Annotated in this window: 25 protein-coding genes and 3 pseudogenes; 16 read left to right on the top strand and 12 right to left on the bottom strand. The window is 69.7% G+C overall.

Annotation, left to right across the window (positions count from 1 at the left end; genetic code table 11):
* The first annotated feature begins 111 nt into the window (after positions 1 to 111).
* Positions 112 to 618, top strand: a complete 507-nt coding sequence (locus DY245_RS29295; protein WP_128510233.1) for a hypothetical protein — start codon at positions 112 to 114, stop codon at positions 616 to 618.
* Here the strand turns inward: DY245_RS29295 and DY245_RS44755 are convergent.
* On the bottom strand, positions 615 to 803 hold the full coding sequence (locus DY245_RS44755; RefSeq protein ID WP_181923922.1) for a hypothetical protein: 189 nt from the start codon (positions 801 to 803) through the stop codon (positions 615 to 617). The genes DY245_RS29295 and DY245_RS44755 overlap by 4 nt on opposite strands.
* Before the next feature lie 388 nt (positions 804 to 1,191).
* Between DY245_RS44755 and DY245_RS29285 the strand changes: the two genes are divergently transcribed.
* From DY245_RS29285 to DY245_RS29280, 3 genes and pseudogenes are all read left to right on the top strand, one after another.
* Positions 1,192 to 1,668: a hypothetical protein gene (locus tag DY245_RS29285; RefSeq protein ID WP_244943334.1), complete on the top strand. Its 477-nt coding sequence runs from the start codon at positions 1,192 to 1,194 to the stop codon at positions 1,666 to 1,668.
* A gap of 168 nt (positions 1,669 to 1,836) precedes the next feature.
* Positions 1,837 to 2,103 (top strand): annotated as a pseudogene (locus DY245_RS47950) (helix-turn-helix domain-containing protein); the annotation flags it as partial.
* Between the two features lie 35 nt (positions 2,104 to 2,138).
* Positions 2,139 to 2,798 (top strand): transposase, encoded by a 660-nt coding sequence (locus DY245_RS29280; protein ID WP_244943333.1) that lies wholly within the window; start codon positions 2,139 to 2,141, stop codon positions 2,796 to 2,798.
* On the opposite strand, the gene DY245_RS29275 is transcribed toward DY245_RS29280, so the two are convergent.
* The 3 genes from DY245_RS29275 to rpmB form a co-directional block, all read right to left on the bottom strand.
* Complete coding sequence (locus DY245_RS29275; RefSeq protein ID WP_128510232.1) at positions 2,743 to 3,033, bottom strand: hypothetical protein; 291 nt, start codon at positions 3,031 to 3,033, stop codon at positions 2,743 to 2,745. The two genes, DY245_RS29280 and DY245_RS29275, sit on opposite strands and share 56 nt — an antisense overlap.
* Positions 3,034 to 3,126: 93 nt before the next feature.
* A complete protein-coding gene (gene rpsN, locus DY245_RS29270; protein WP_128510231.1) occupies positions 3,127 to 3,432 on the bottom strand; it encodes a 30S ribosomal protein S14 in 306 nt (101 codons plus the stop codon).
* Positions 3,432 to 3,668, bottom strand: coding sequence for a 50S ribosomal protein L28 (rpmB, locus tag DY245_RS29265; RefSeq protein ID WP_128510230.1), 237 nt, complete (start codon positions 3,666 to 3,668; stop codon positions 3,432 to 3,434). The genes rpsN and rpmB overlap by 1 nt, the downstream gene beginning before the upstream one ends.
* A gap of 65 nt (positions 3,669 to 3,733) precedes the next feature.
* On the opposite strand from rpmB, the gene rpmG reads away from it, so the two are divergent.
* From rpmG to rpsR, 4 genes are all read left to right on the top strand, one after another.
* On the top strand, positions 3,734 to 3,937 hold the full coding sequence (gene rpmG / locus DY245_RS29260) for a 50S ribosomal protein L33 (RefSeq protein WP_128510229.1): 204 nt from the start codon (positions 3,734 to 3,736) through the stop codon (positions 3,935 to 3,937).
* Positions 3,938 to 3,980: 43 nt separating this feature from the next.
* Positions 3,981 to 4,235 (top strand): type B 50S ribosomal protein L31, encoded by a 255-nt coding sequence (locus DY245_RS29255; RefSeq protein ID WP_128510228.1) that lies wholly within the window; start codon positions 3,981 to 3,983, stop codon positions 4,233 to 4,235.
* The gene (locus DY245_RS29250) at positions 4,235 to 5,389 is read left to right on the top strand and encodes a CobW family GTP-binding protein (RefSeq protein ID WP_128510227.1); all 1,155 of its coding nucleotides are present in this window, start codon (positions 4,235 to 4,237) and stop codon (positions 5,387 to 5,389) included. The genes DY245_RS29255 and DY245_RS29250 overlap by 1 nt, the downstream gene beginning before the upstream one ends.
* A gap of 110 nt (positions 5,390 to 5,499) precedes the next feature.
* Positions 5,500 to 5,736, top strand: a complete 237-nt coding sequence (rpsR, locus tag DY245_RS29245) for a 30S ribosomal protein S18 (protein ID WP_128510226.1) — start codon at positions 5,500 to 5,502, stop codon at positions 5,734 to 5,736.
* A gap of 344 nt (positions 5,737 to 6,080) precedes the next feature.
* On the opposite strand, the gene DY245_RS29240 is transcribed toward rpsR, so the two are convergent.
* The 6 genes from DY245_RS29240 to DY245_RS29215 all read right to left on the bottom strand — a co-directional run bounded on the left by DY245_RS29240 (position 6,081) and on the right by DY245_RS29215 (position 10,916).
* A complete protein-coding gene (locus DY245_RS29240; RefSeq protein WP_128510225.1) occupies positions 6,081 to 6,494 on the bottom strand; it encodes an acyl-CoA thioesterase in 414 nt (137 codons plus the stop codon).
* Positions 6,495 to 6,696: 202 nt separating this feature from the next.
* Positions 6,697 to 7,164: a Fur family transcriptional regulator gene (locus DY245_RS29235; protein WP_128510224.1), complete on the bottom strand. Its 468-nt coding sequence runs from the start codon at positions 7,162 to 7,164 to the stop codon at positions 6,697 to 6,699.
* Positions 7,165 to 7,179: 15 nt separating this feature from the next.
* Positions 7,180 to 8,055 (bottom strand): metal ABC transporter permease, encoded by an 876-nt coding sequence (locus DY245_RS29230; RefSeq protein WP_128510223.1) that lies wholly within the window; start codon positions 8,053 to 8,055, stop codon positions 7,180 to 7,182.
* The gene (locus DY245_RS29225; protein ID WP_244943332.1) at positions 8,052 to 8,999 is read right to left on the bottom strand and encodes a metal ABC transporter permease; all 948 of its coding nucleotides are present in this window, start codon (positions 8,997 to 8,999) and stop codon (positions 8,052 to 8,054) included. The genes DY245_RS29230 and DY245_RS29225 overlap by 4 nt, the downstream gene beginning before the upstream one ends.
* Positions 8,956 to 9,915, bottom strand: coding sequence for a metal ABC transporter ATP-binding protein (locus DY245_RS29220; RefSeq protein ID WP_128510222.1), 960 nt, complete (start codon positions 9,913 to 9,915; stop codon positions 8,956 to 8,958). The genes DY245_RS29225 and DY245_RS29220 overlap by 44 nt, the downstream gene beginning before the upstream one ends.
* A 17-nt stretch (positions 9,916 to 9,932) precedes the next feature.
* Positions 9,933 to 10,916: a metal ABC transporter solute-binding protein, Zn/Mn family gene (locus DY245_RS29215; RefSeq protein ID WP_128510221.1), complete on the bottom strand. Its 984-nt coding sequence runs from the start codon at positions 10,914 to 10,916 to the stop codon at positions 9,933 to 9,935.
* Between the two features lie 220 nt (positions 10,917 to 11,136).
* On the opposite strand from DY245_RS29215, the pseudogene DY245_RS46880 reads away from it, so the two are divergent.
* The 7 genes and pseudogenes from DY245_RS46880 to DY245_RS29185 form a co-directional block, all read left to right on the top strand.
* Positions 11,137 to 11,398: pseudogene (locus DY245_RS46880) on the top strand (hypothetical protein); the annotation flags it as partial.
* Between the two features lies 1 nt (position 11,399).
* Positions 11,400 to 11,633: pseudogene (locus DY245_RS46875) on the top strand (cation transporter); the annotation flags it as partial.
* 126 nt (positions 11,634 to 11,759) lie between these two features.
* Positions 11,760 to 12,689, top strand: a complete 930-nt coding sequence (locus DY245_RS29205) for a metal ABC transporter solute-binding protein, Zn/Mn family (RefSeq protein ID WP_181923921.1) — start codon at positions 11,760 to 11,762, stop codon at positions 12,687 to 12,689.
* Positions 12,689 to 13,573, top strand: coding sequence for a metal ABC transporter ATP-binding protein (locus DY245_RS29200; RefSeq protein WP_128510219.1), 885 nt, complete (start codon positions 12,689 to 12,691; stop codon positions 13,571 to 13,573). The genes DY245_RS29205 and DY245_RS29200 overlap by 1 nt, the downstream gene beginning before the upstream one ends.
* Positions 13,574 to 13,596: 23 nt before the next feature.
* Positions 13,597 to 14,508, top strand: coding sequence for a metal ABC transporter permease (locus tag DY245_RS29195; protein ID WP_128510278.1), 912 nt, complete (start codon positions 13,597 to 13,599; stop codon positions 14,506 to 14,508).
* 29 nt (positions 14,509 to 14,537) lie between these two features.
* The gene (locus DY245_RS29190) at positions 14,538 to 14,855 is read left to right on the top strand and encodes a DUF1490 family protein (protein ID WP_128510218.1); all 318 of its coding nucleotides are present in this window, start codon (positions 14,538 to 14,540) and stop codon (positions 14,853 to 14,855) included.
* A 2-nt stretch (positions 14,856 to 14,857) separates the two neighbouring features.
* Complete coding sequence (locus tag DY245_RS29185) at positions 14,858 to 17,044, top strand: heavy metal translocating P-type ATPase (RefSeq protein ID WP_128510217.1); 2,187 nt, start codon at positions 14,858 to 14,860, stop codon at positions 17,042 to 17,044.
* A 32-nt stretch (positions 17,045 to 17,076) separates the two neighbouring features.
* On the opposite strand, the gene DY245_RS29180 is transcribed toward DY245_RS29185, so the two are convergent.
* Together DY245_RS29180 and DY245_RS29175 are read right to left on the bottom strand one after the other, a co-directional pair.
* Entirely contained in the window at positions 17,077 to 17,523 is a 447-nt protein-coding gene (locus tag DY245_RS29180; RefSeq protein WP_181923920.1) for a (2Fe-2S) ferredoxin domain-containing protein, read from the bottom strand.
* Complete coding sequence (locus tag DY245_RS29175) at positions 17,520 to 18,191, bottom strand: WD40 repeat domain-containing protein (protein ID WP_244943331.1); 672 nt, start codon at positions 18,189 to 18,191, stop codon at positions 17,520 to 17,522. Before DY245_RS29175 ends, DY245_RS29180 begins: the two co-directional genes overlap by 4 nt.
* A gap of 35 nt (positions 18,192 to 18,226) precedes the next feature.
* On the opposite strand from DY245_RS29175, the gene DY245_RS29170 reads away from it, so the two are divergent.
* Positions 18,227 to 18,550 carry a hypothetical protein gene (locus DY245_RS29170; protein ID WP_244943353.1) on the top strand — a complete coding sequence of 108 codons (324 nt, stop codon included), beginning with the start codon at positions 18,227 to 18,229 and terminating at the stop codon, positions 18,548 to 18,550.
* Positions 18,551 to 18,796 lie beyond the last annotated feature (246 nt).

The raw sequence follows: 18,796 nt of genomic DNA, 5'->3' as shown, positions 1-18,796 counted from the left end.
GCTACGCCAACCGCAGCTTCCCCGCGCGCCTCCACACCCCGTCCGGGCGAGGACAGCCACCGTCGATCTCGCTGATCAGCCATCCGTCACCACAGAATTCGGGAGCCATCCGTGCCTGACACATCCGACCTCACCGCCGCTGATGCCATGATCAGGGCCGCCTGGGGACACCCCGTGGACGAGCTGTACGACTACCTGCGCGAGGGCAGCGCCCACGACCCGGCACTGGTAGCAGTGCTACGGATCCGCACGGCGCTCGTCATCGACGACAGCGACGTCGCCGTGCGTCGGGAACGGATACACAGCCTCACCCGCAAGGGCCACGTCCCGCTCCACCACGATCTCCAGCAGCTCGGCTCCTCATCGGCCGAGCTGCGGCAAGCCCACGCTGCGAACCACGCCCGCCTTCACGCCATCCGCTCCGTCATCGACGCCTCTCCCGAAGGGCCCCTTGCCCAAGGACTCACACGGTCCCTGGACCGCTCTGCGGCCGTGCGCGCCAAGCCAACACGCGCACGTTCGTCCACGCCGGCGCCAGTGCCGCCCACCGATTCTCAGAACGCCGGCCACACCGCGAGTGCCGGAACATGCAACGAGGTGCGCCCGCCTCGTCGTTAGACGGCATCGGCTTCACCATGCCGGCCCGTGCCACGCTCGCCCGTGGCTTCGGCGCCCACCAGCCGCGCCAGCCCCTCCACGCTCAGCTCGATGCGTCTGCCGTCGGCCATGCGGGCCCGGCCCAGGGACGCGGCCTCCGCATCGTCGACCGCCTCGTTGTACGTACGGACCTCTTCGCTCGCCACCCAACCTCCCACAGCGATCGGTCGTCCCCAGAACCTGAGTGGTCCGCTCCGTAAATCCTCCGGGGGTTGACTGTGGAGTCGGCCATGTGTGTTAGCCGCAGATGCCGGGGCGGCGAGGTAGCGACCGCAGGCGCAGTCCAAGGCGTCTTCGGGGGTGCCGACGGAGCTGCCGGTGGGCAGGACGGTGACCTCGTAATGCTTGCTGCCGGCCAAGTAGAGCGCGAAGCCCCACCGGGCAGTTCGCCGTCGACGTAGGCGAAGGCGCCACGGTGACCCACGTGCATGGCGGCCAACTGAGGCCAGGGGCCCCTGTAATGGCTCCGTGGACACCCTCGCACAATAGGGCGGTACTGCGCCGCCCGAGCGCAGAGTCACAGGGGGAGCTGAGGTGCACAAGGTGAATGGCGAGGCCGCCTTCGTCGTACTCGTGGTGGTGGTCGGCTTGGTGATACGTCAGCAACTGCGCACCCGTCCGGTGCGGCGCATCGGTTCGCTGATCGTCCCGGGGGTCCTGGGTGTCGCGGGGATCGCCTTAGGCGTCTTGTCGGTCGTCAAGGATCACTCGCTGACCGCACTGCCCGTCATCCTCCTGGTGGTGAGCCTGGCCGTCGCGGCGGGCTTCGGCGCTGTCAGAGCGCGGACTGTGCGGGTCTGGCGTGACCCTCAGGGCGTAGTGCTGCGCAAGGGGACAGCGGCCACTACGGGACTGTGGCTGGCCTCGGTGGGCGTGCACCTCGGGCTAGGCCTGTGGATTGACCATGTGGCCGGGGCCGGCGTGCTGGGGACCGTGTCTCTCTACGCATATCTGGCGATCGGCCTGGGGACGCAAAACCTCCTGGTACGTAGCCGGGCCGCCGCGCTGTGAACCGGGCCTGACGCGGCCAGCCGGCTCAACCCCGGCTCGCAAGCGGTGTGGACATGTGCTGCCTCCTGCCCGATCCGCGCCCGCCGCGACGTGTGGGCCCCGCCTCTGCGGCGGGCGGGCAGGCTGCGGCTTGCCAGTGATCCACTTCGGCCGATCGGTTCGCCCGTCATGCCCGTCCGCACTGCCTGTCCGACAGCCCTGAGTGCCGCCGAATGCGTGCGGTTGAAGAAGATGGCCTACGGCCACACGACCGAGCACCGGCTGCGGGTGCGTGCGCAGGTGGTGCTGCACGCCGCGCGCGGACGCTCCAACGCGCGCATCGCCCGGGATACGGGGCTGCACCTGGACACCGTGCGCCGCTGGGGTGGCCGCTTCGCCCAGGCGGGCCTGCCCGGGCTCAAAGACCGTCAACGCTGCGGCCGCCCCGCCTCGTTCACGCCGCTGCAGGCCGCCGAGGTCAAGGCGCTGGCTTGCCGGCTGCCCGCCGAAAGTGGAGTACCGCTCTCACGCTCGTTCAGGCCCGGTGCCGCTGCCACCCCGCCCTCGCCCCCGGACAGGCCAGGGCGACGCGCGTCGACCACACCTACGGACGCGGAGGCGCCCTTGCCAACCTCGCCGCCTACGACGTCCACCACGACCGCCTGTTCGGCCGCTCCGAGCCCAAGACCGGCATCACTCCGTTCATCAACCTGGTCACCCAGGTCATGAGCCAGGAGCCCTACGCCAGCGCGAAACGCGTGTTCTGGATCGTCGACAACGGTTCCTCCCACCGCGGGCAGAAGGCCTCCGACCGGCTGGCCGCAGCGTTCCCGAACGCCGCGATGGTCCCTACTCCCGTGCACGCCTCCTGGCTGAACCAGGTGGAAACCTACTTCTCCGTCGTCCAGCGCAAGGTGGTCTCGCCCAACGACTTCACCAACCTCACCGAGGTCAGGGACCGGCTCCGAACCTTCGAAGACCGCTACAACGCCACGGCACAGCCGTTCCACTGGAAGTTCACCACCTCCGACCTGGACGATCTGCTGGTCAGACTCGACCGGCACGCCACCAGGTTTTACGGAGCCGGCCACTTAGTCATGCGCCGACGAGCTCCGCGTCAGCCTCGGTTGCGATGGGGCCCAGGCGGATGACGGGGCCGCTGGGCGTACGGTCCTTCGCGCACGGCTGCACCGCGGCGCGCAGTCCGCCGCCGCGGGTGCAGCGCAGCAGACCGCCCAGGCACCCAGTGGAGATCATGATTCCGTACGGGCAGGTACGGACGGCCGCACGCAGTTGGTCCATGACCGGTTCACCGGCGATGTTTGGGCAGTTGGTGCGGGCGATAAGCGTGAACGGGCGACTCGGGTCGCCCGATGTTGCGCGCATCGGTGCGCCGTCCAGGGGATATGGCCGGGATGGCGCCGCGGGCTGGGCAATGCCCCAGGGCCGCGGCGCCGTCCGCCGGGCGGTCGCCGGACATCACCAGGACGACTTGGTGACCCCGGGGAGGAATCCGGCGTGCGCCTGCTCCCGCACGCGCACGCGGGACATGCCGAACTTCCGCAGATGCCCGCGGGGCCGGCCGTCCACACTGTCCCGGTTCCGCACCCGGGTCGCACTGGCGTCGCGCGGCTGCCGCCGCAACTCGGCCTGGGCGGCGGCCCGTTCGTCCTCGGTCGACGAAGGCCGTCGGATGATCTCCTTCAGCTCGGCACGCCGGGCCGCGTACCGCTCGACGATCACCTTGCGCTGCTCATTCTTCGCGATCTTGCTCTGCTTCGCCATCAGACCTTCACCCCTCGTGCGCGGATACGTGCCACCGCGGCCTCGATGCCGATGGCGTCGATCGTCTTGATCGCCTTGGTGCTGAGCGTGAGCCGGACGTGACGCCCCTCGCTCTCCAGCCAGTAGCGCTTGCGCTGGATGTTCGGGTCGAACCGGCGGGAGGTGCGCCGGTGCGAGTGGGAGATGGTCTTACCGAAGCCCGGCTTGGCGCCGGTCAGTTGGCAGTGGGCGGACATGGTGTTGGCTACCTCTCGTCGCGGACGTTATCGGCAATGGAAACCATTCCCATATAGTAGCGCCCGTGGCACGCAACGAACTACGCCCGATCATCAAGCTCCGCTCCACGGCGGGGACCGTTCCCCAAGCTCTCAACTCCGTTCGAGCAGGGGAGGCCGCAACCACCTACGTCACCCGCAAGAACCGCCGGAACGATCCCGACCGCATGGTCCTGCGCACGTACGACCCGGTCGTCGGCCGGCACGTCGACTTCCGAGAAGAACGCTGACGCACAACCCGAACTCCCCCATCCCACAGACAGGAACACCGCCATGAAGCCCGGGATCCACCCCGCCTACCAGCCGGTCGTCTTCCGCGACAAGGCAGCCGACTTCGCCTTCCTCACCCGGTCCACCGCGACGAGCGACAAGACGATCGAGTGGGAGGACGGCAAGACCTACCCCGTCATCGACGTGGAGATCTCGTCGCAGAGCCACCCCTTCTACACGGGTACGGCGCGTGTCCTCGACACCGCCGGCCGGGTCGAGCGCTTCGAGCGGCGATACGCCCGTCGCGGGGCACAGTGATGGAGGAGAACGGCAGGCTCTCCGTCGTCATCGTCGGCGGGCTGCACTCCGATGCCCGTGAGGAGGTCGTACGGCGGTTGCTGCACACCGTGCGCGGCAGTGTCGCGCTGCACCACGACCTGTCCACCGCGGCGGAAGGAACCGTTCGTCGCACGGTGCGGGACGCCTCGGGCGAGCTGTCCTCCGGTGAGGCACCGCTCGTCAACGACTGCGCGTGCTGCGCGCTGCGCGAAGGCCTGGTGCCCGAACTTCAGCGACTGGCCGACAGCGGTCTGCACCGGCTGGCAGTGGTCGAACTCTGGGACTCCGTCGAACCCAAGGCGATGGCCGAGGTCATTGTGGCGCACGGGGGCGAGACGCTGACTCTCTCGAACGTGGTAACCGCGATCGACCCCGCGCTGGTGCTGCCGTATCTCTCCAATGGAGACGACCTGGCGGAGGCGGGCCTCGCGGCGGCCGCAACCGATCAGCGGACCATCGGGGACACCTGGGCGCGCCAGCTGGAGTACGCACCCGTGCTCGTGCTCGTCGAGGGAGAAGAGGCGGACGACCAGGACCGTGCACTCCTCGCCCAGCTGCATCCGACCGCACGCCGCGTGCCCGCGGATTCCCGACAGCTCCCCGAGGTCGCGTTCGCCGGATTCGACATCGAGGCGGCTGCCGCCGCCCAGCACCCGGCCTGCGCACTGCTGCCGCAGGAAGCGGAAGAGTCAGGAGTCGCCACCCTCGTGTGGCACCGCCTGCGCCCCTTTCATCCGGAACGGCTCTACCAGGCGCTCGAAGACCTGGCATGTGCGGCGGCCCGCAGCCGGGGCCGCTTCTGGCTCGCCGACCGTCCTGACACCCTGCTGTCCTGGGATGCCGCGGGCGGTGCCCTGTGCGTGGAGAACGCCGGACCGTGGCTCGCTTCGCTGCCGGACGCTGCCTGGGACATGGTCCCCGCGATGCGCCGAGCGGCCGCCGCCCTCGACTGGCACCCCGAACACGGCGATTGCTGCCAGCACCTGGTCTTCACCGCACCCGGCCTCGACCGCGAAGGCCTGGAGCGGCTGCTCGACTCCTGCCTGCTGACCGAGGCCGAGTTCGCCGGCGGACGCGAGGCCTGGAAGCACCTTCCGGCCTCCTTCGACGCACTCCTCGACCCCGTCTCCTGAACCCCGACCGAGCACAGCTCCTCACCCGCCCGACCGACCGAACCACCGAACCACCGAACCACCGAACCACCGAACCACCGAACCACCGAACCACCGAGACAAGGATTCCCATGGCGCGCCGCCCCGATCCCCGCAAGCCCGTCAAGCCCCGCCCCAACCCGCTGGACGCGGCGGGCATCACCTACATCGACTACAAGGACACCAATCTGCTGCGGAAGTTCATCTCCGACCGCGGCAAGATCCGCAGCCGCCGGGTCACCCGGGTCACCGCCCAGCAGCAGCGCCAGCTGGCCCGCGCGATCAAGAACGCCCGGGAGATGGCGCTCCTTCCGTACGCCTCCAAGTAGTTCAGAAGCTGCGTCACAACCTCTTTCCCAGGTCACGGTGTTATGGAGTGTGGCACTCACTCCGCTTACGTTCGGTTCGGCGTCGATGGACGGGGAACCGAACGGCTGCTGCGGACCCTGGACCTTCAGGCGGCAGCTGTGAGTTGGGTGAGAGGCCGGAGTGTCCGCGTCGGTAGCGGTGCAGGGTGCCGATGGCTTGATGGTCCCGGGCCCTCTTAGCCTGTGTCCCTGACAGACGCGGTTCGTGAGGGCCCGGCTCCGTGACGGACGGTGCACTGTGCGCGGTGGGAGAACCCACCGGTGATCCATTGGGCTGTGAAGCGCGTGCCGCTGTGCTGGTCCTCTTACCCTGCTGAGGTGTAGGGCCGGAGGGCGGCACGGACCGGGGTGGGCATCTCCTTCTTGCTGTGCGTCGCGGGATCGACGAACACGTGTCGTACTTCACCTTCTGCGATGAGCCGTTCACCGACCTTGAACACCGGGCGCACGATCATGCTCGTTGTCCCGAGATGGGTGATGGGCATCTCAATGTCGAGCAGCTCATCGAAGCGTGCCCCCAGACGGTAGAGAATCCGCGCTTCTGCCACTACCAGGTCGGCTCCGCCCTCGACCGTGGACGCGTAGGCTTCGATGACTTCTCGCCACAGCTCGGTCAGGGCGACGTCGTAGTAGAAGAGGTAGTGACCGTTGAACACCACGCCTTGCTGGTCACACTCGCTGTAGCGCACTCGCAGTCGGTGCGTGAATAACTTGGCCATGGCGAGATCGTAGTTGCCTCCCGCACATGACCGAGGCGAAGCTGTGTCACAGCCCCCTTCGGCTGGTCACCACGCCATGAAGTGGGACTGCGATAGTGCTTGCCGTTCGGCTGGGCGTCATGGGACGGGCCACTCAGAGGCCGGCCCGGATGCCCGAGCAGGGCCGGCCGGGTTCCGCCCCTGTAGTGCTCCGGGAGGCGCGTCAGCCTTGAGGAGAACCGCCCGCCGAGGGACCGCAATCGGGGCAGATGCCGGTGAGTTCCACGGTGTGCCGGACGGCGGTGAATCCGCTTGTCCGGGCTATACCGGCAGCCCATTTCTCCACCGCCACGGCGTCGAGCGGCAGGCTGACGCCGCATTCGGTGCAGATCAGATAGTGGCGGTGATCGGAACCGGGACGGTAGCGGAAGAGCCGCTCCCCGTGCATGTCCCGTACGACGTCGGCGCGTCCTGCTTCGGCGAGGGCGCTGAGCGTGCGGTAGACCGTGGACAGGCCGACCGGTAAGTCGGCGGACAGCAGTCGGGCGTGCAGGGACTGTGCGCTGACGAACCCGTCCTCCTCTTCTGCCTCGATCAAGGCTTCCAGCACAATCGCGCGTTGCGGGGTGAAGCGTCCCAGGAGGTGAACCTCCTGCGTCGCCGTGGTCTGGAGGCGGGTGCTTGCCGTCATCTGCCCGTAAGCACCTCATGTCCCGGTGGCAGCGGTACGCAAACGAAGACGCCCACGGCCCGCGGGGCGCCGGACGAGGAAGGTCGCTGCATAGACCGCAGTGGCGGCAGCCATGATGGCGAAGCCGGGTGGCATCGTCGGTACCGCGTAGGAGGCGGCGAGGCCGGCCCACATCTCCAGGACCGCCAGAAGCGCGGAGAGCGCAAGTGCCCGGTACGGACGGTCGGTCAGCCGGGCGGCGGCTCCGGCGGGTGCCGCCAGCAGGCCGAGCAGCAGCAGTGAGCCGACCGCTTGGGTTGCCTCGGCGGCGCAGACCCCGGTCACCGCCAGAAAGCCGAAGCCCAGCGTCCGGACGGGCACCCCCCGGGCCGCTGCCACGGCCTCGTCCAGCGTCGCGAACAGCAGCGGGCGAGCGATGAGCAGCATCAGTAGGCAGATGGCGGTGGCGACCAGGGCCGCGGCGGACGCTCTCCCTGCCGAGAGGCCGAAGATCGATCCGAAGAGGACGCTGATGCCGGCGTGGCCGTTGGTCGTGCTCCGGGACGTGGTGTAGAGGGTGATGAAGAAGGCGCCCAGGCCGAGGATCCAGGAGAAGACGCTCCCGATGACGACGTCGTCGGGGCGCGCCTTGCGCCCCAGTGCACCGAAGAGCAGCGCGATGCCGACAGTGCACCCGAACAGGCCCATGTGCAGGTCGTAGCCCAAGGCGAGGGCTCCCATCGCTCCGGTGAAGGCGACGTGGCTGAGGGCGTCAGCGGTGAAGATCTGGGCCCGCAGGACCAGGAAATGGCCAACGAGGCCGGAGGCCGCCGCGATGGCGGTGCCGGCGAGCAGGGCGTGTTGGAGGAACGGCTGATCCAGCGGTGCCAGCGCGGACAGTAGTCCCGTCATGCCGTGGCCTCCTTGTACAGGAGGGGCGCGCGGGTCCGGCTGAGCCAGGTGTGCAGCGTGCGGCCGGACCGGACCAGCAGATAGCCGGCGAAGGCGTACGAGGTCACGAAGAAGCCCAAGGGGTAAGGCCAGTAGTAGGCGGTGGTCAGCCCGAGCCAGGTCGCCGCGAGAGCCAGGAATACGGCGAGGGCGAGGCCTGTGCCGGGGCGGCCGGTCGTGGTCTGGGCGGTCGCGGCGGGAATGACCATCAGGGCAAACACCAGCAGGGTTCCGGTGATCTGGCTGGCCTCCGCCGTCGCCGCGCCGAGCAGGACGAGGAAGGTGACGGACAGCGCGCGAACCGGCACCCCGCGCCCGGCGGCGACCTGTGGGTCGACGGAGGCGAACAGCAGCGGCCGCCCGATCAGCGCCAGGGCCGCCAGCACCGCTGCTCCCACGCCGAGCAACACGGTCACCTGGGAGGTGGTGATGCCCAGGAAGGTGCCGAACAGAAGGGACTGCGGACCTCCCAACAACCCTTTGTACAGCGCGATGAAGAGAAATCCGCAGGCCGGCAGGAACGCCTGGACCGTCCCGGTGAGCGCGGCCTCATCCGCTCCCCCTCCCCCGCCACGCCATCCGACGGCCGCGATGACCACGGCGGCGGCCACGCAGACGGTGAAGTACCCGTAAACCGCACTGATTCCGAGCAGGACGGCGCCGGCCGCGCCGGGGAAGGCGACAGTGGAGAGGGTGTGGGCTGCAAAGGTCTGGCGCCGCAGCACCACGAAGTAGCCCATGGCCGCGGAGACGACGGCGACGATCGTGCCGGCGCGGAAGGCGTTGACCATGAAGGGGAACGACCACATCTCCTGGACGTCCGTGATCAGGTTCCACGACCAGGCCGGTCCTGCGGCTGTCTCAGCCAGCAGCATGGTCACCTCCAGCAGCTGGCCCGACGGCATGCCTGTCGGCGTGCCGGTCGGTGTGCAGCGCGGGCGCTTCCGGCTGGCCGATGACGGCGAGCCGCCCGGCGGACGTACGCAGCACCTCGACCGGCGTCCCGTACAGCCTGGTCAGTGTCGGTGAGGTGATGACCTCTTCCGGCGTGCCACTCGCCGCTCCGCCTTCGGCGAGGTACAACACCCGGTCGAGGTGGTGCAGGATCGGGTTGACGTCGTGCGCGACCATGACGACCGCTACGTTCTCCTGGTGGCAGATCCGGCTGATCAGTGCCGTGACCGCACTCTGGTTGGGCAGATCGAGACTGTCCAACGGCTCGTCAAGCAGCAGCAGTTCGGGCCGGCGGACCAGAGCCTGGGCGATCAGCAGCCGCTGCTGTTCGCCCCCGGAACAGGTGCCGATGGGCCGGTACGCGTACGTCGACGCCCCGACCAGTTCGATGACTTCTTCGATGCGTCGGCGGGCCGCCCTCCGCCGGGCACCGAACGGCCACAGGGGTATGCCCCAGCGGTCGCCGTCCAGCCCCAGCCGTACGACGTCGACACCGCGGATCCGCATCGAGGGATCGAAGCTGCGGCGTTGCGGCAGGTAGCCGATGCGGTGGTTGGCCTGTCCGGGCCGGGCACCGAGGACGCGGACCTCGCCGTCGGCCGCGGGCAGCATGCCGAGCAGCACCTTGATCATGGTGGACTTGCCGACCCCGTTGGGCCCGAGGACCGCGACGAACTCCCCCGCTCCGATGCAAAGGTCTACGCCGGACCACAGGGCGCGGCCGGCCACGCGCACGGCCGCGCCGCGCAGTGCGATCACCGGGTCGTCCGCGACCGTGAGGGCTGCGGGCGGCTCGGAAGCGGGCGCCCGGGGCGGCGGCACGGTGCCTTCCGCCGCTGTGCGGGCCTTCGCCATCGGATGCAGCATGGTCGCTCGCTCCCCGCTTACTTACCGGTCGCCTTGGCCAAGCCCCGCTCGATCCCCCGGAGTTGGGCGGTCTGCCACTGCTGGAAGGAGGCGCCCGCGGGGGTGAGGGTCTCGGTGACGGTGGCCACCGGGATGCCCTGCGCCCTGGCCTCCTTGACCTGTGCCTGCACGTCCGGGGTGGAGTTCTGGGTGTTGTAGACGTAGACGTTGATCTGCTTGTTCTTGATCTGCCGGTCGATGGTGGTCTTGTCCTTCGCCGTGGGGTCGGAGCCCTCGTTCATCGCGTTCAGGAATGTCTCGGGGGTGCGCATCTTCAGGCCCAGACCCTCGGCGAGCGGGGTGACGATGGACTCCGACGCACCGATCGGCGTGCCCGCGTACTTCGACTTGATGCCGGACAGCAGCCGGTTGTACGGCGCGAGCGTCTCGGTCTCGAACGCCTTCTTGCGCTGGTCGAAGTACGCGGCGCCGGCCGGATCGATCTTCTTGTAGTCCGCGGTGATCCTCTCGATCACCTGATGGACGTCCTGCGGCGAGTACCAGCGGTGCGGGTTGCCGCCCGGCTTGACGCCGACCAGGTCCCCGACCTTCAGCTCGGTTCGGTCGCTTCCGGGATTGGTGGCGAGCAGCTTGTCGGCCCAGGCGTCGTAGCCGATGCCGTTGACGATCACATAGCGCGCACCGGACACGGTCCGGGCGTTGCCGGCGGTCGGCTCGTAGTCGTGCGGGTCGGTGTCCGGGCTGGTGATGATGCTGGTCACCTCGGTGCGGCTGCCGCCGAGTTGGGAGGCGATGCTGCCCCAGAAGTTCTCCGCGGCCACCACCTGGATCTTCTTGCCGGAGCCGGATGCGCCACCGGATACGTCGGTGTGACCAGTCCTGGCGGCCGAGGTCGAACACGCTGCGGCGGTGGCGGCGGTCACCGTGACCGCGGCGGTTACGAGGGCAATCCGCGCGAGCCGCTGTCGTCGGGCGGTACGGGGAACGGGGGCGGCGGACATGCAGAGGGCTCCTTCGGATGGGCCCGGACGCGTAGCGGTCGCGGCCGGGCAGACGGGCGCACCCCAACCTAGATGGAAATGATTTTCACTCCAATAGATTATGACAATCATTACCAACTCTTGATCTGGCACGGTTCGGCCGCGCCCTGGCCGACCCCGCGGTGGTCGCCGTCAAGGCGGACCGCACCTGCGCCGACGCCGCCGAGAACAGCTGCTGCTGATGGCGCCCACACCGCAGAGGCCGGCTCCGGCCCGCCATGACGCGCTCGCGCGGCGCATACGCCTGCTGGTCACGGCAACCATCATCTGCAACGTCATCGAGGCCGCCGTTGCCCTCACGGCCGGCACGTTCGCCGCCACCTCGCTGGTCGTGATGCCGTTCCTTTCCTCCGCCCAGCGGAGAGCCGGACGGGAACTGGGTTCGGCATCGGCCGTCGCGGACTCGCAACAGACGCTGCTCTGCACCTACCTGTCCGCGGTCCNGTCGCGGACTCGCAACAGACGCTGCTCTGCACCTACCTGTCCGCGGTCCTGCTCGTGGGGCTGCTGGCCAACAGCCTGCTCGGCTGGAGCTGGGCCGACCCGATCGCCGCGCTGATCATCGCCGCGGTGGCCGTCAAGGAAGGACGCGACGCATGGCGTGGCGGCACATGCTGCCCTGTTCCCGTCGCCGCGGCGCCGGCCGCCACCGCAGAAGCCCGCGGCTGCTGCCCCTGACCAGGCCGGTCGGCCTGCCACCGGCTCGGATGGACGACAGGACTCGGGTGGATGACAGGAGAGGACCGGCCGATAATGAATCGATAACCGTTTCGGTTCTCCGCTGCCTGGAAGGCCGCGATCCTTATGCCCTCGATGCGTGGCCCGGTTCTGCTCACAGGTGTGGCGCTGGCCCTGACCTGCGGCTGCACCGGCTCCACGGGTACCGATTCCCGTGACAACTCCCGGGCCGGTGCGTCCTCTCCGGTCATTCCCGTGGTCGCCTCCACGAATGTGTACGGGAACATCGTTCAGCAGGTTGGGGGCGGCAAGGTCACGGTCGTCTCGATCATCAGCGACCCGGCGCAGGATCCCCACTCGTACGAGGCCAGTACGCAGAACCGGCTGGAGCTCTCCAAGGCGAAGGTCGTGGTCGAGAACGGCGGCGGTTATGACGACTTCGTCGGCAGGATGCTGCACAGTGCCAAGAACTCGTCACCTGCAGTCATCGATGCCGTGAAGGTGTCAGGGAAGGCACCGAAGGCGGGCAGGGAGCTCAACGAGCACGTCTGGTACGACCTCCCCGCGATGGGAAAGCTGACCGACCGGGTCGCGGATGCTCTGGCCAAGGCCTCCCCCGCCGACGCCGACGTCTTCCGGCGCAACGCCAAGGCGTTCAAAGACAGGTTGACGGCGCTGGAACGTAAGGAACGGCAGGTCAAGGCGGAGCACGCGGGAGCTGCCGTGGCGGTCACCGAGCCCGTACCGCTGTACATGACCGAGGCGATGGGGCTGCGGAACAAGACGCCCGCGGACTTCGGTCAGGCCGTCGAGGAGGGCGACGACGTCTCCGCGCAGAGCCTGCAACGGACGCTCTCGCTGTTCGCCCACAAGCAGGTCAAGGCGCTGATCTACAACAAGCAGACGTCCGGGCCCCCGACGGAGAAGGTCAAGGCAGCGGCCGAGGACAGCGGGATCCCGGTGGTTCCGGTGACCGAGACCCTTCCACAAGGCGAGGACTACCTCAGCTGGATGACCGCCAACATCGGTGCGATCAAGAGCGCATTGGAGAGGTGATGGGACGCGCGGAGGTCGTCTTCCCGCTCTCCCCGGCGGACCGAGGAGCCAGCCGGAGCGCCGACCCCGGCGCGCCGGTGATCAGTCTGCGGGACGGGGTTCTGGCGTACGGCGACCGCGTGCTGTGGCGCGACCTGCGACTGGATGTCCGGCCCGGGGAATTCCTCGCCGTGCTGGGCCCGAACGGCTCGGGCAAGACGAGTCTGCTGCGCGTACTCCTGGGGCGGCAGCAGCTCACCGGAGGGTCGCTGGCGGTCCTTGGCCGTCCTCCCGGAAGCGGCAGCCGGCACATCGGCTACATCCCCCAGCAGGCGTTCCAGCCCACGCATACCCTGCTGCGCGCCCGTGACCTGGTACGCCTCGGTCTGGACGGACACTGCTGGGGCCTGCCGCTCGCGCGCCGGACGATCCGCCACCGGGTGGATGACCTCCTGGACGCGGTCGGTGCGGCGGCGTACGCGGACACCCCGATCGGACGGCTCTCCGGCGGTGAGCAGCAGCGCGTCCGTATCGCGCAGGCGCTCGCCACCGACCCGCGGATCCTGCTCTGCGATGAGCCTTTGCTCTCCCTCGACCTGCAGCACCAGCGCACCATCACCGAGCTGGTGGCGGAGCGGCGGCGCTCCGCCGGTACCGCCGTGGTCTTTGTGACGCATGAGATCAATCCCGTTCTGGGCCTGGTGGACCGCGTCCTGTACCTCGCCCAGGGCGGACACCGCATGGGGTCCCCTGACGAGGTGATGACCTCCTCGACCCTGTCGGAGCTGTACGGCACCCAGGTCGATGTCGTCCGGGTCGGGGGCCGGATCGTGGTGGTCGGGGAACCCAATGCCGGCACCGGTCACCCCCACGACGACGGGGCGGAGGGGGGAGAAAGCCAGTGATCGGTCCCGGGTACGGATTCGCGCTGTTCGCCGACGGTGGGGAAGACACCGGCATCTGGCATCAGATCTTCAACTTCGACAACTACGGGGAGCTGCTCGGACTGGTTCAGAATTCGCTGCTCGCCGGGGTGCTGCTCGGCCTGGTCGGCGGGCTGGTGGGGGTGTTCGTGATCACGCGGGATCTGCCGTTCGCGGTGCACGGCATCAGTGAACTTTCGTTCGCCGGGGCCTCGGCGGCGCTGCTGCTCGGAGTGAACATCGTCGCCGGGTCCATCGCCGGTTCCTTGATCGCGGCCGGAGCGATCGGTGTTCTGGGCGTCCGCGCCCGCGACCGTAATTCGGTGATCGGCATCATCATGCCGTTCGGACTCGGCCTCGGCGTGCTCTTCCTCTCCCTTTACAAGGGCCGGGCGGCCAACAAGTTCGGCATCCTGACCGGCCAGATCATCGCCGTCAGTACTCCGCAGACGGCCTGGCTTCTCGGTACGTCGGTGGTGGTGCTCATCGCTCTCGCCCTCGTCTGGAGGCCGCTGACGTTCGCCAGCGTCGATCCGGAGGTGGCCGAGGCACGCGGCGTCCCGGTACGCGCGCTGTCCCTGGCGTTCATGCTGGTCCTCGGCCTCGCGGTCGCCCTGTGCGTACAGATCGTCGGGGCGTTGCTGGTGCTCGCGCTCCTGGTCACCCCGGCGGCCGCCGCCGCGCGGGTCACCGCGTCTCCGCTGCTGCTGCCGGTACTGAGCGTCGTGTTCGCCCTGTGCGCGATGGAGGGCGGCATTCTGCTCGCGCTCGGCAGCACCATCCCCATCAGCCCGTACGTCACCACCCTCGCGTTCCTCATCTATCTCGGGTGCCGGCTGGCGACGGCTCGGCGGGCCACCCGTGCGCCGGGGCCCGCACTCGGCTCGCCCCGGGGCACCGTCCGGACGCACACTTGAAGGAGCCGGTACGGACGGAAGGAGTCCTTATGCACCCCGTCGCGCTCGCCGGCGCCGCAGCCGGACGGCTCGCTCACTATGCGGTCTCCGGAGTGGTGGGTGCCCTGATCGTCAAAGGCGCCGCCAAGCGTCTGCCCGAAGCAAAGCCCGCTGCCCGCAAGGCAGTTGTCGGAGGTCTGGCCGGCGGGATCGTGGCCGGCCGGTGGCTGGCGTCGGCCGCCGAGGAAGCCCGGCTCAAGGCCGGTGATGTCCTCGCCGAGGCCCGTACGTCACTGGGCGAAGAGGTCCCGCCACCCTCCGCGGTGGCCACCGAGGGCCAAGAACACGACCACGGGCATGAGCACTGACCATGTCCGGTGTCGTCGTCCGCTCCGTGGCCTCGGGCCGGGCCCGGTTCACCGTCCCGTGGGTGCGGGCGCGCCCCGGCAGCGCCGGGCTGGTCGATGAGCGGCTGACCGGCATCAGAGGCTTCCGGGCGCTGCGGATCTTTCCGCGCACCGGCAGCGTGGTGATCTGGATGGCTCCGGATCTCCTGGACGTCGACAGTCTGGTGTCCGCGCTCGAAGAGGCCCCGCCCGCGTCCGCGCCCGCCAAACCGACCCGCTCCATACCCGACTCCTCCACGGGGGAACTGGCCCGGCTGGTCGTGGGCGGTGCGGTGCTCGCCGTCGTGGCGCTGCGCCGTCTGCTGCGCCGCCCCCGGATCACCGCCGGCTCCTCCGGCCTCCTGGGCGCGATCACCCTCTTCACCGGCCTGCCTTTCTTCCGTGGCGCGCTGCGGTCGTTGCGCGGCCGCAGCCACCCCGGGACCGACACCCTCGTCACGGCGGCCACCGTCATCTCGCTCGTCCTGCGCGAGAACGTCGTCGCCCTCACCGTCCTCTGGCTCCTCAACATCGGTGAGTTCCTGCAGACCCTGACGCTCCGTCGGACCAGGCGCGCCATCGAGGAGCTGCTGACCATCGGTGAGGAGCAGGTCTGGCTCGTACGGGAGGAAGGCGTTGAGGTCGAAGTGGCGCTCGAAGAGGTCGTGCCCGGCGATGTCGTGGCCGTCTACGAGCACCACCGGATCCCGGTCGACGGGGAGGTCGTCGGCGGTGAAGCCCTCGTCGACCAGGCGGCGATCACCGGTGAGGCACTGCCCGTCTACGCGCGCGCCGGCGCCGAGGTCTACGCCGGGACCATCGTCACCTCCGGCTCGCTGACCGTCCGTGCCACCTCCGTCGGACGGGATACCACCGTCGGACGGATCATCAGCCGGGTCGAAGAGGCACAGTCCGACCGGGCACCGATCCAAACGGTCGCCACCCGCTTCACCCGGCGCTTCGTCCCGGTGTCGTTCGCGCTGGCCGGGCTGACCTACGTCGTCACCCGCGATGCCCGGCGCGCCATGACGATGCTGCTGATCGCCTGCCCCTGCGCGGCCGGCCTCGCCACGCCCACCGCCATCAGCGCCGCCATCGGGAACGGTGCCCGCCGCGGCACCCTCATCAAGGGCGGTACCCACCTGGAGGGCATCGGCCGGGTCACCGCCGTCGTCTTCGACAAGACCGGCACCCTGACCTTCGGCCGGCCCCTGGTCACCAGCGTGGTCACCCTCAGCGACCGCTACACCGCCAACGAAGTCCTCAGCCTGGCCGCCTCCGGCGAGCTGCACGCCCGCCACCCCCTCGCCCAGGCCATCGTCGCCCGCACCGAGGAACAGCATCTGCATGCGCCCATCCACCAAGCCTGCGAGGTCGTCCTCGGCATGGGCATGCGCGCCGAACTCGACGGCACCCGGCTGCTGGTGGGCAGCCCCGCTCTGCTGCGCCGGCACGGCGTCGAGCTGACCGACGAAGCCCAAGGCTGGACCGAACAGTTGCGGGGCGGTGGCGAGACCGTCATCTGCATCGCCCACGACGACGACCTGATCGGCCTGCTCGGCGTCTCCGACGCCGTGCGCTCGGGCGCCGGCGCCGTCATCCAACAGCTGATCGAGCTGGGGGCCTCCCGCGTGGTGCTGCTCACCGGCGACGCGCCCGAGACCGCACAGGCCGTCGCCGACACCCTCGGCATCACCGAGGTACACGCCCACGCCCTCCCCGAAGGAAAACTGCAGCTGATCCGCGACCTCCAGGCCGAGGGCCACACCGTCGCGATGGTCGGCGACGGCACCAACGACGCCCCCGCCCTGGCCCTCGCCGACGTCGGCATCTCCATGGGCGCACACTCCTCCCACGTGGCCCTGGAAACCGCCGACATCGCCCTGCCCGGCGACGACCTGCGACAGGTCCCCGCAGTCGTCGAGCTCAGCCGCCACACCCTGCGCGTGGTCCGCCAGAACTACGGCCTCGCCATCGGCGTCAACCTCCTCGGCCTGATCGCCGGCGCGGGCGGCTCCATCAACCCGGTCCTCGCCGCCCTGCTGCACAACACCAGCAGCATCGCCGTCGTCGGCAACTCGGCCCGCCTGGTCAACCACACCCCGCATCTGCCCCAGACCGCTGAGGACGTGCTGATGGCAGCCCCGCTGGAGGACCGCCGGGTGCGCTGACATCAGCAGCGGGCCCTCGTCCAGGGGTCACGTCACCGGCGTGCCCGGCGTCCGCGAGCGCGGGCTCGGGTACGCGCCTGTGCCTCACCGGGGGACGGAACGAATTGCAGCACCAGGGCGGACGACGGATCGGCCACGCCGGGCCCGCCGGCCGACGCCCAGGCGAGGATGTCATCGGTGCTGTCGTCGCCCAGCGCCCAGCCGATCCAGGTCGCCCGGCCGCCGCGGCGGCGGCCCTCCCCGGACGGCTGGACGACGACGATGTTGGCACGAGCGCATGGGCCGAGGCACTCACTCGTACGGACTGCGAGCCGCCCACCCGACTCCGCGGCGGCGGTGCGGAGTCGGGCGAGCTGCGACTCGTGGTCGGTGCCGGGGTGCTTGCGCGGGTTGCCGCAGCAGCAGCCGCGGCATACCACCAGTGTGCAGGGGCGGTCCCGGACCGCGCCGATCCGCGTACGGCTCTCCGGCCCGGTCACAGGGCGTTCCGCGAGGGCAGCCGGTGCGCGCGTACGCGGCCGTCGCGGTGGGCGGCGAGCAGCAGATCAGGGCCGGACCAGGTGAGGGCGGCCACCGCGGACGCATGGCCGAGCGTACGGGCGGGGCTCAGCCGGGCCTGGGGGCGGCCGGCGGTGGCCTGCCAGAGTGCGACGGTGCCGTCGTGGCCTCCGGTCGCCAGGTGGCCGGCGCCGCCGGGCCGCCAGGCGAGGGCGGTGACCGTCTCATGGCAGCGCAGTGAGCGTGGCGCGGTGCCGGCCGGGCCCTTGCCGGAGAAGTCCCACACCGTCACATCCGAGGCGCCGTCCGCGGCGAGCCAGTAGCCGGTGTCGTCGAAGGCGAGGCGGGAGACCTTCTCCCGGTAGCCGGACATGGTGAGCTCGCTGCCGTCCCGCGTACGCGAGATGTGGATGGAGGCGTCCTGGTTGCCGCTGCAGATCCAGCGGCCGGTCGGCGCGACCGCGAGCGCGAGGTGCGAGCCGACGTACGGGTAGGTGACGACGGGCTTCTCGGTGTGCCGCTCATGGGCGCGCACGGCTCCGTACGCGGCGACCGCGAGCCTGCGGCCGTTGCGCATCCAGGCGACGTCGGTGACGGTGGACGCGGCGGCCTCGGTGGCCCAGAGCCTTTCGCCTGCCGGGTCGAGCACGAGGGCGCGGCGCGGAGAACGCGGAGGGCATCAAGGTGGTCCGCCGGCTCCACCGGGCGGGCGGCACCGTCCGGGCGATCTACCTCAACGACGCCCTGGACAACCCCGGCACAGTGGAGCATGTACGGCGCTTCGCCGCCGCGGGAGAGGAAGCCCGCTTCGCACCCGAACTACCGCTGAAACTCGTGATCGCCGACGCCTCCCTCGTCCTGTGCGACATGCCCGACCCGGTAGCCGGAGCAGGCTCCACCACCACGCTCTTCATCGAACACCCGGCGCTCGCAGGCTGCCTACGGCTGGCCTTTCAGACCGTCTGGGAGGGCGCGGCACCCGTGACGGAGTCCAGCCTGGCGCCGTAAGAGCCCTGTCGTGCGAAGCCGATTTCCCGCTTCGCCTCGTGATGGACGAGCGGGCCATACCTCGGAGTTCCCCATCGCCAAGGCGTTCAAGCGGGGAGTACGGGATGCCACCCGGGCAGTACCGTAAGTGGAAGCTGGTACCGCAGTCCTTGGGGGCCAGGGTGTAGAAGTACGGGACGGTCGCGTAGCGGCAAAGGGCCCGGGAATCGGTGCTGAGGACGTGCTCGCACTCGCCGGCCGTCGCCG

It is taken from the genome of Streptomyces inhibens (assembly GCF_003389455.1).
GTDB lineage: Bacteria > Actinomycetota > Actinomycetes > Streptomycetales > Streptomycetaceae > Streptomyces > Streptomyces inhibens.
This window is presented reverse-complemented; position numbering and strand designations above follow the sequence as displayed.

What these genes read in the sequence shown, in the direction of transcription:
- DY245_RS29275 (WP_128510232.1), bottom strand. Translation starts at nt 3,033, where the DNA reads ATGCGCGCAACATCGGGCGACCCGAGTCGCCCGTTCACGCTTATCGCC.
- DY245_RS29255 (WP_128510228.1), top strand. Translation starts at nt 3,981, where the DNA reads ATGAAGCCCGGGATCCACCCCGCCTACCAGCCGGTCGTCTTCCGCGAC.
- DY245_RS29190 (WP_128510218.1), top strand. Translation starts at nt 14,538, where the DNA reads ATGCACCCCGTCGCGCTCGCCGGCGCCGCAGCCGGACGGCTCGCTCAC.
- rpsN (WP_128510231.1), bottom strand. Translation starts at nt 3,432, where the DNA reads ATGGCGAAGCAGAGCAAGATCGCGAAGAATGAGCAGCGCAAGGTGATC.
- DY245_RS29215 (WP_128510221.1), bottom strand. Translation starts at nt 10,916, where the DNA reads ATGTCCGCCGCCCCCGTTCCCCGTACCGCCCGACGACAGCGGCTCGCG.
- DY245_RS29200 (WP_128510219.1), top strand. Translation starts at nt 12,689, where the DNA reads ATGGGACGCGCGGAGGTCGTCTTCCCGCTCTCCCCGGCGGACCGAGGA.
- DY245_RS29240 (WP_128510225.1), bottom strand. Translation starts at nt 6,494, where the DNA reads ATGGCCAAGTTATTCACGCACCGACTGCGAGTGCGCTACAGCGAGTGT.
- DY245_RS29250 (WP_128510227.1), top strand. Translation starts at nt 4,235, where the DNA reads ATGGAGGAGAACGGCAGGCTCTCCGTCGTCATCGTCGGCGGGCTGCAC.
- DY245_RS29205 (WP_181923921.1), top strand. Translation starts at nt 11,760, where the DNA reads ATGCCCTCGATGCGTGGCCCGGTTCTGCTCACAGGTGTGGCGCTGGCC.
- DY245_RS29235 (WP_128510224.1), bottom strand. Translation starts at nt 7,164, where the DNA reads ATGACGGCAAGCACCCGCCTCCAGACCACGGCGACGCAGGAGGTTCAC.
- rpsR (WP_128510226.1), top strand. Translation starts at nt 5,500, where the DNA reads ATGGCGCGCCGCCCCGATCCCCGCAAGCCCGTCAAGCCCCGCCCCAAC.
- DY245_RS29230 (WP_128510223.1), bottom strand. Translation starts at nt 8,055, where the DNA reads ATGACGGGACTACTGTCCGCGCTGGCACCGCTGGATCAGCCGTTCCTC.
- DY245_RS29185 (WP_128510217.1), top strand. Translation starts at nt 14,858, where the DNA reads ATGTCCGGTGTCGTCGTCCGCTCCGTGGCCTCGGGCCGGGCCCGGTTC.
- DY245_RS29225 (WP_244943332.1), bottom strand. Translation starts at nt 8,999, where the DNA reads ATGCCGTCGGGCCAGCTGCTGGAGGTGACCATGCTGCTGGCTGAGACA.
- DY245_RS29220 (WP_128510222.1), bottom strand. Translation starts at nt 9,915, where the DNA reads ATGCTGCATCCGATGGCGAAGGCCCGCACAGCGGCGGAAGGCACCGTG.
- rpmB (WP_128510230.1), bottom strand. Translation starts at nt 3,668, where the DNA reads ATGTCCGCCCACTGCCAACTGACCGGCGCCAAGCCGGGCTTCGGTAAG.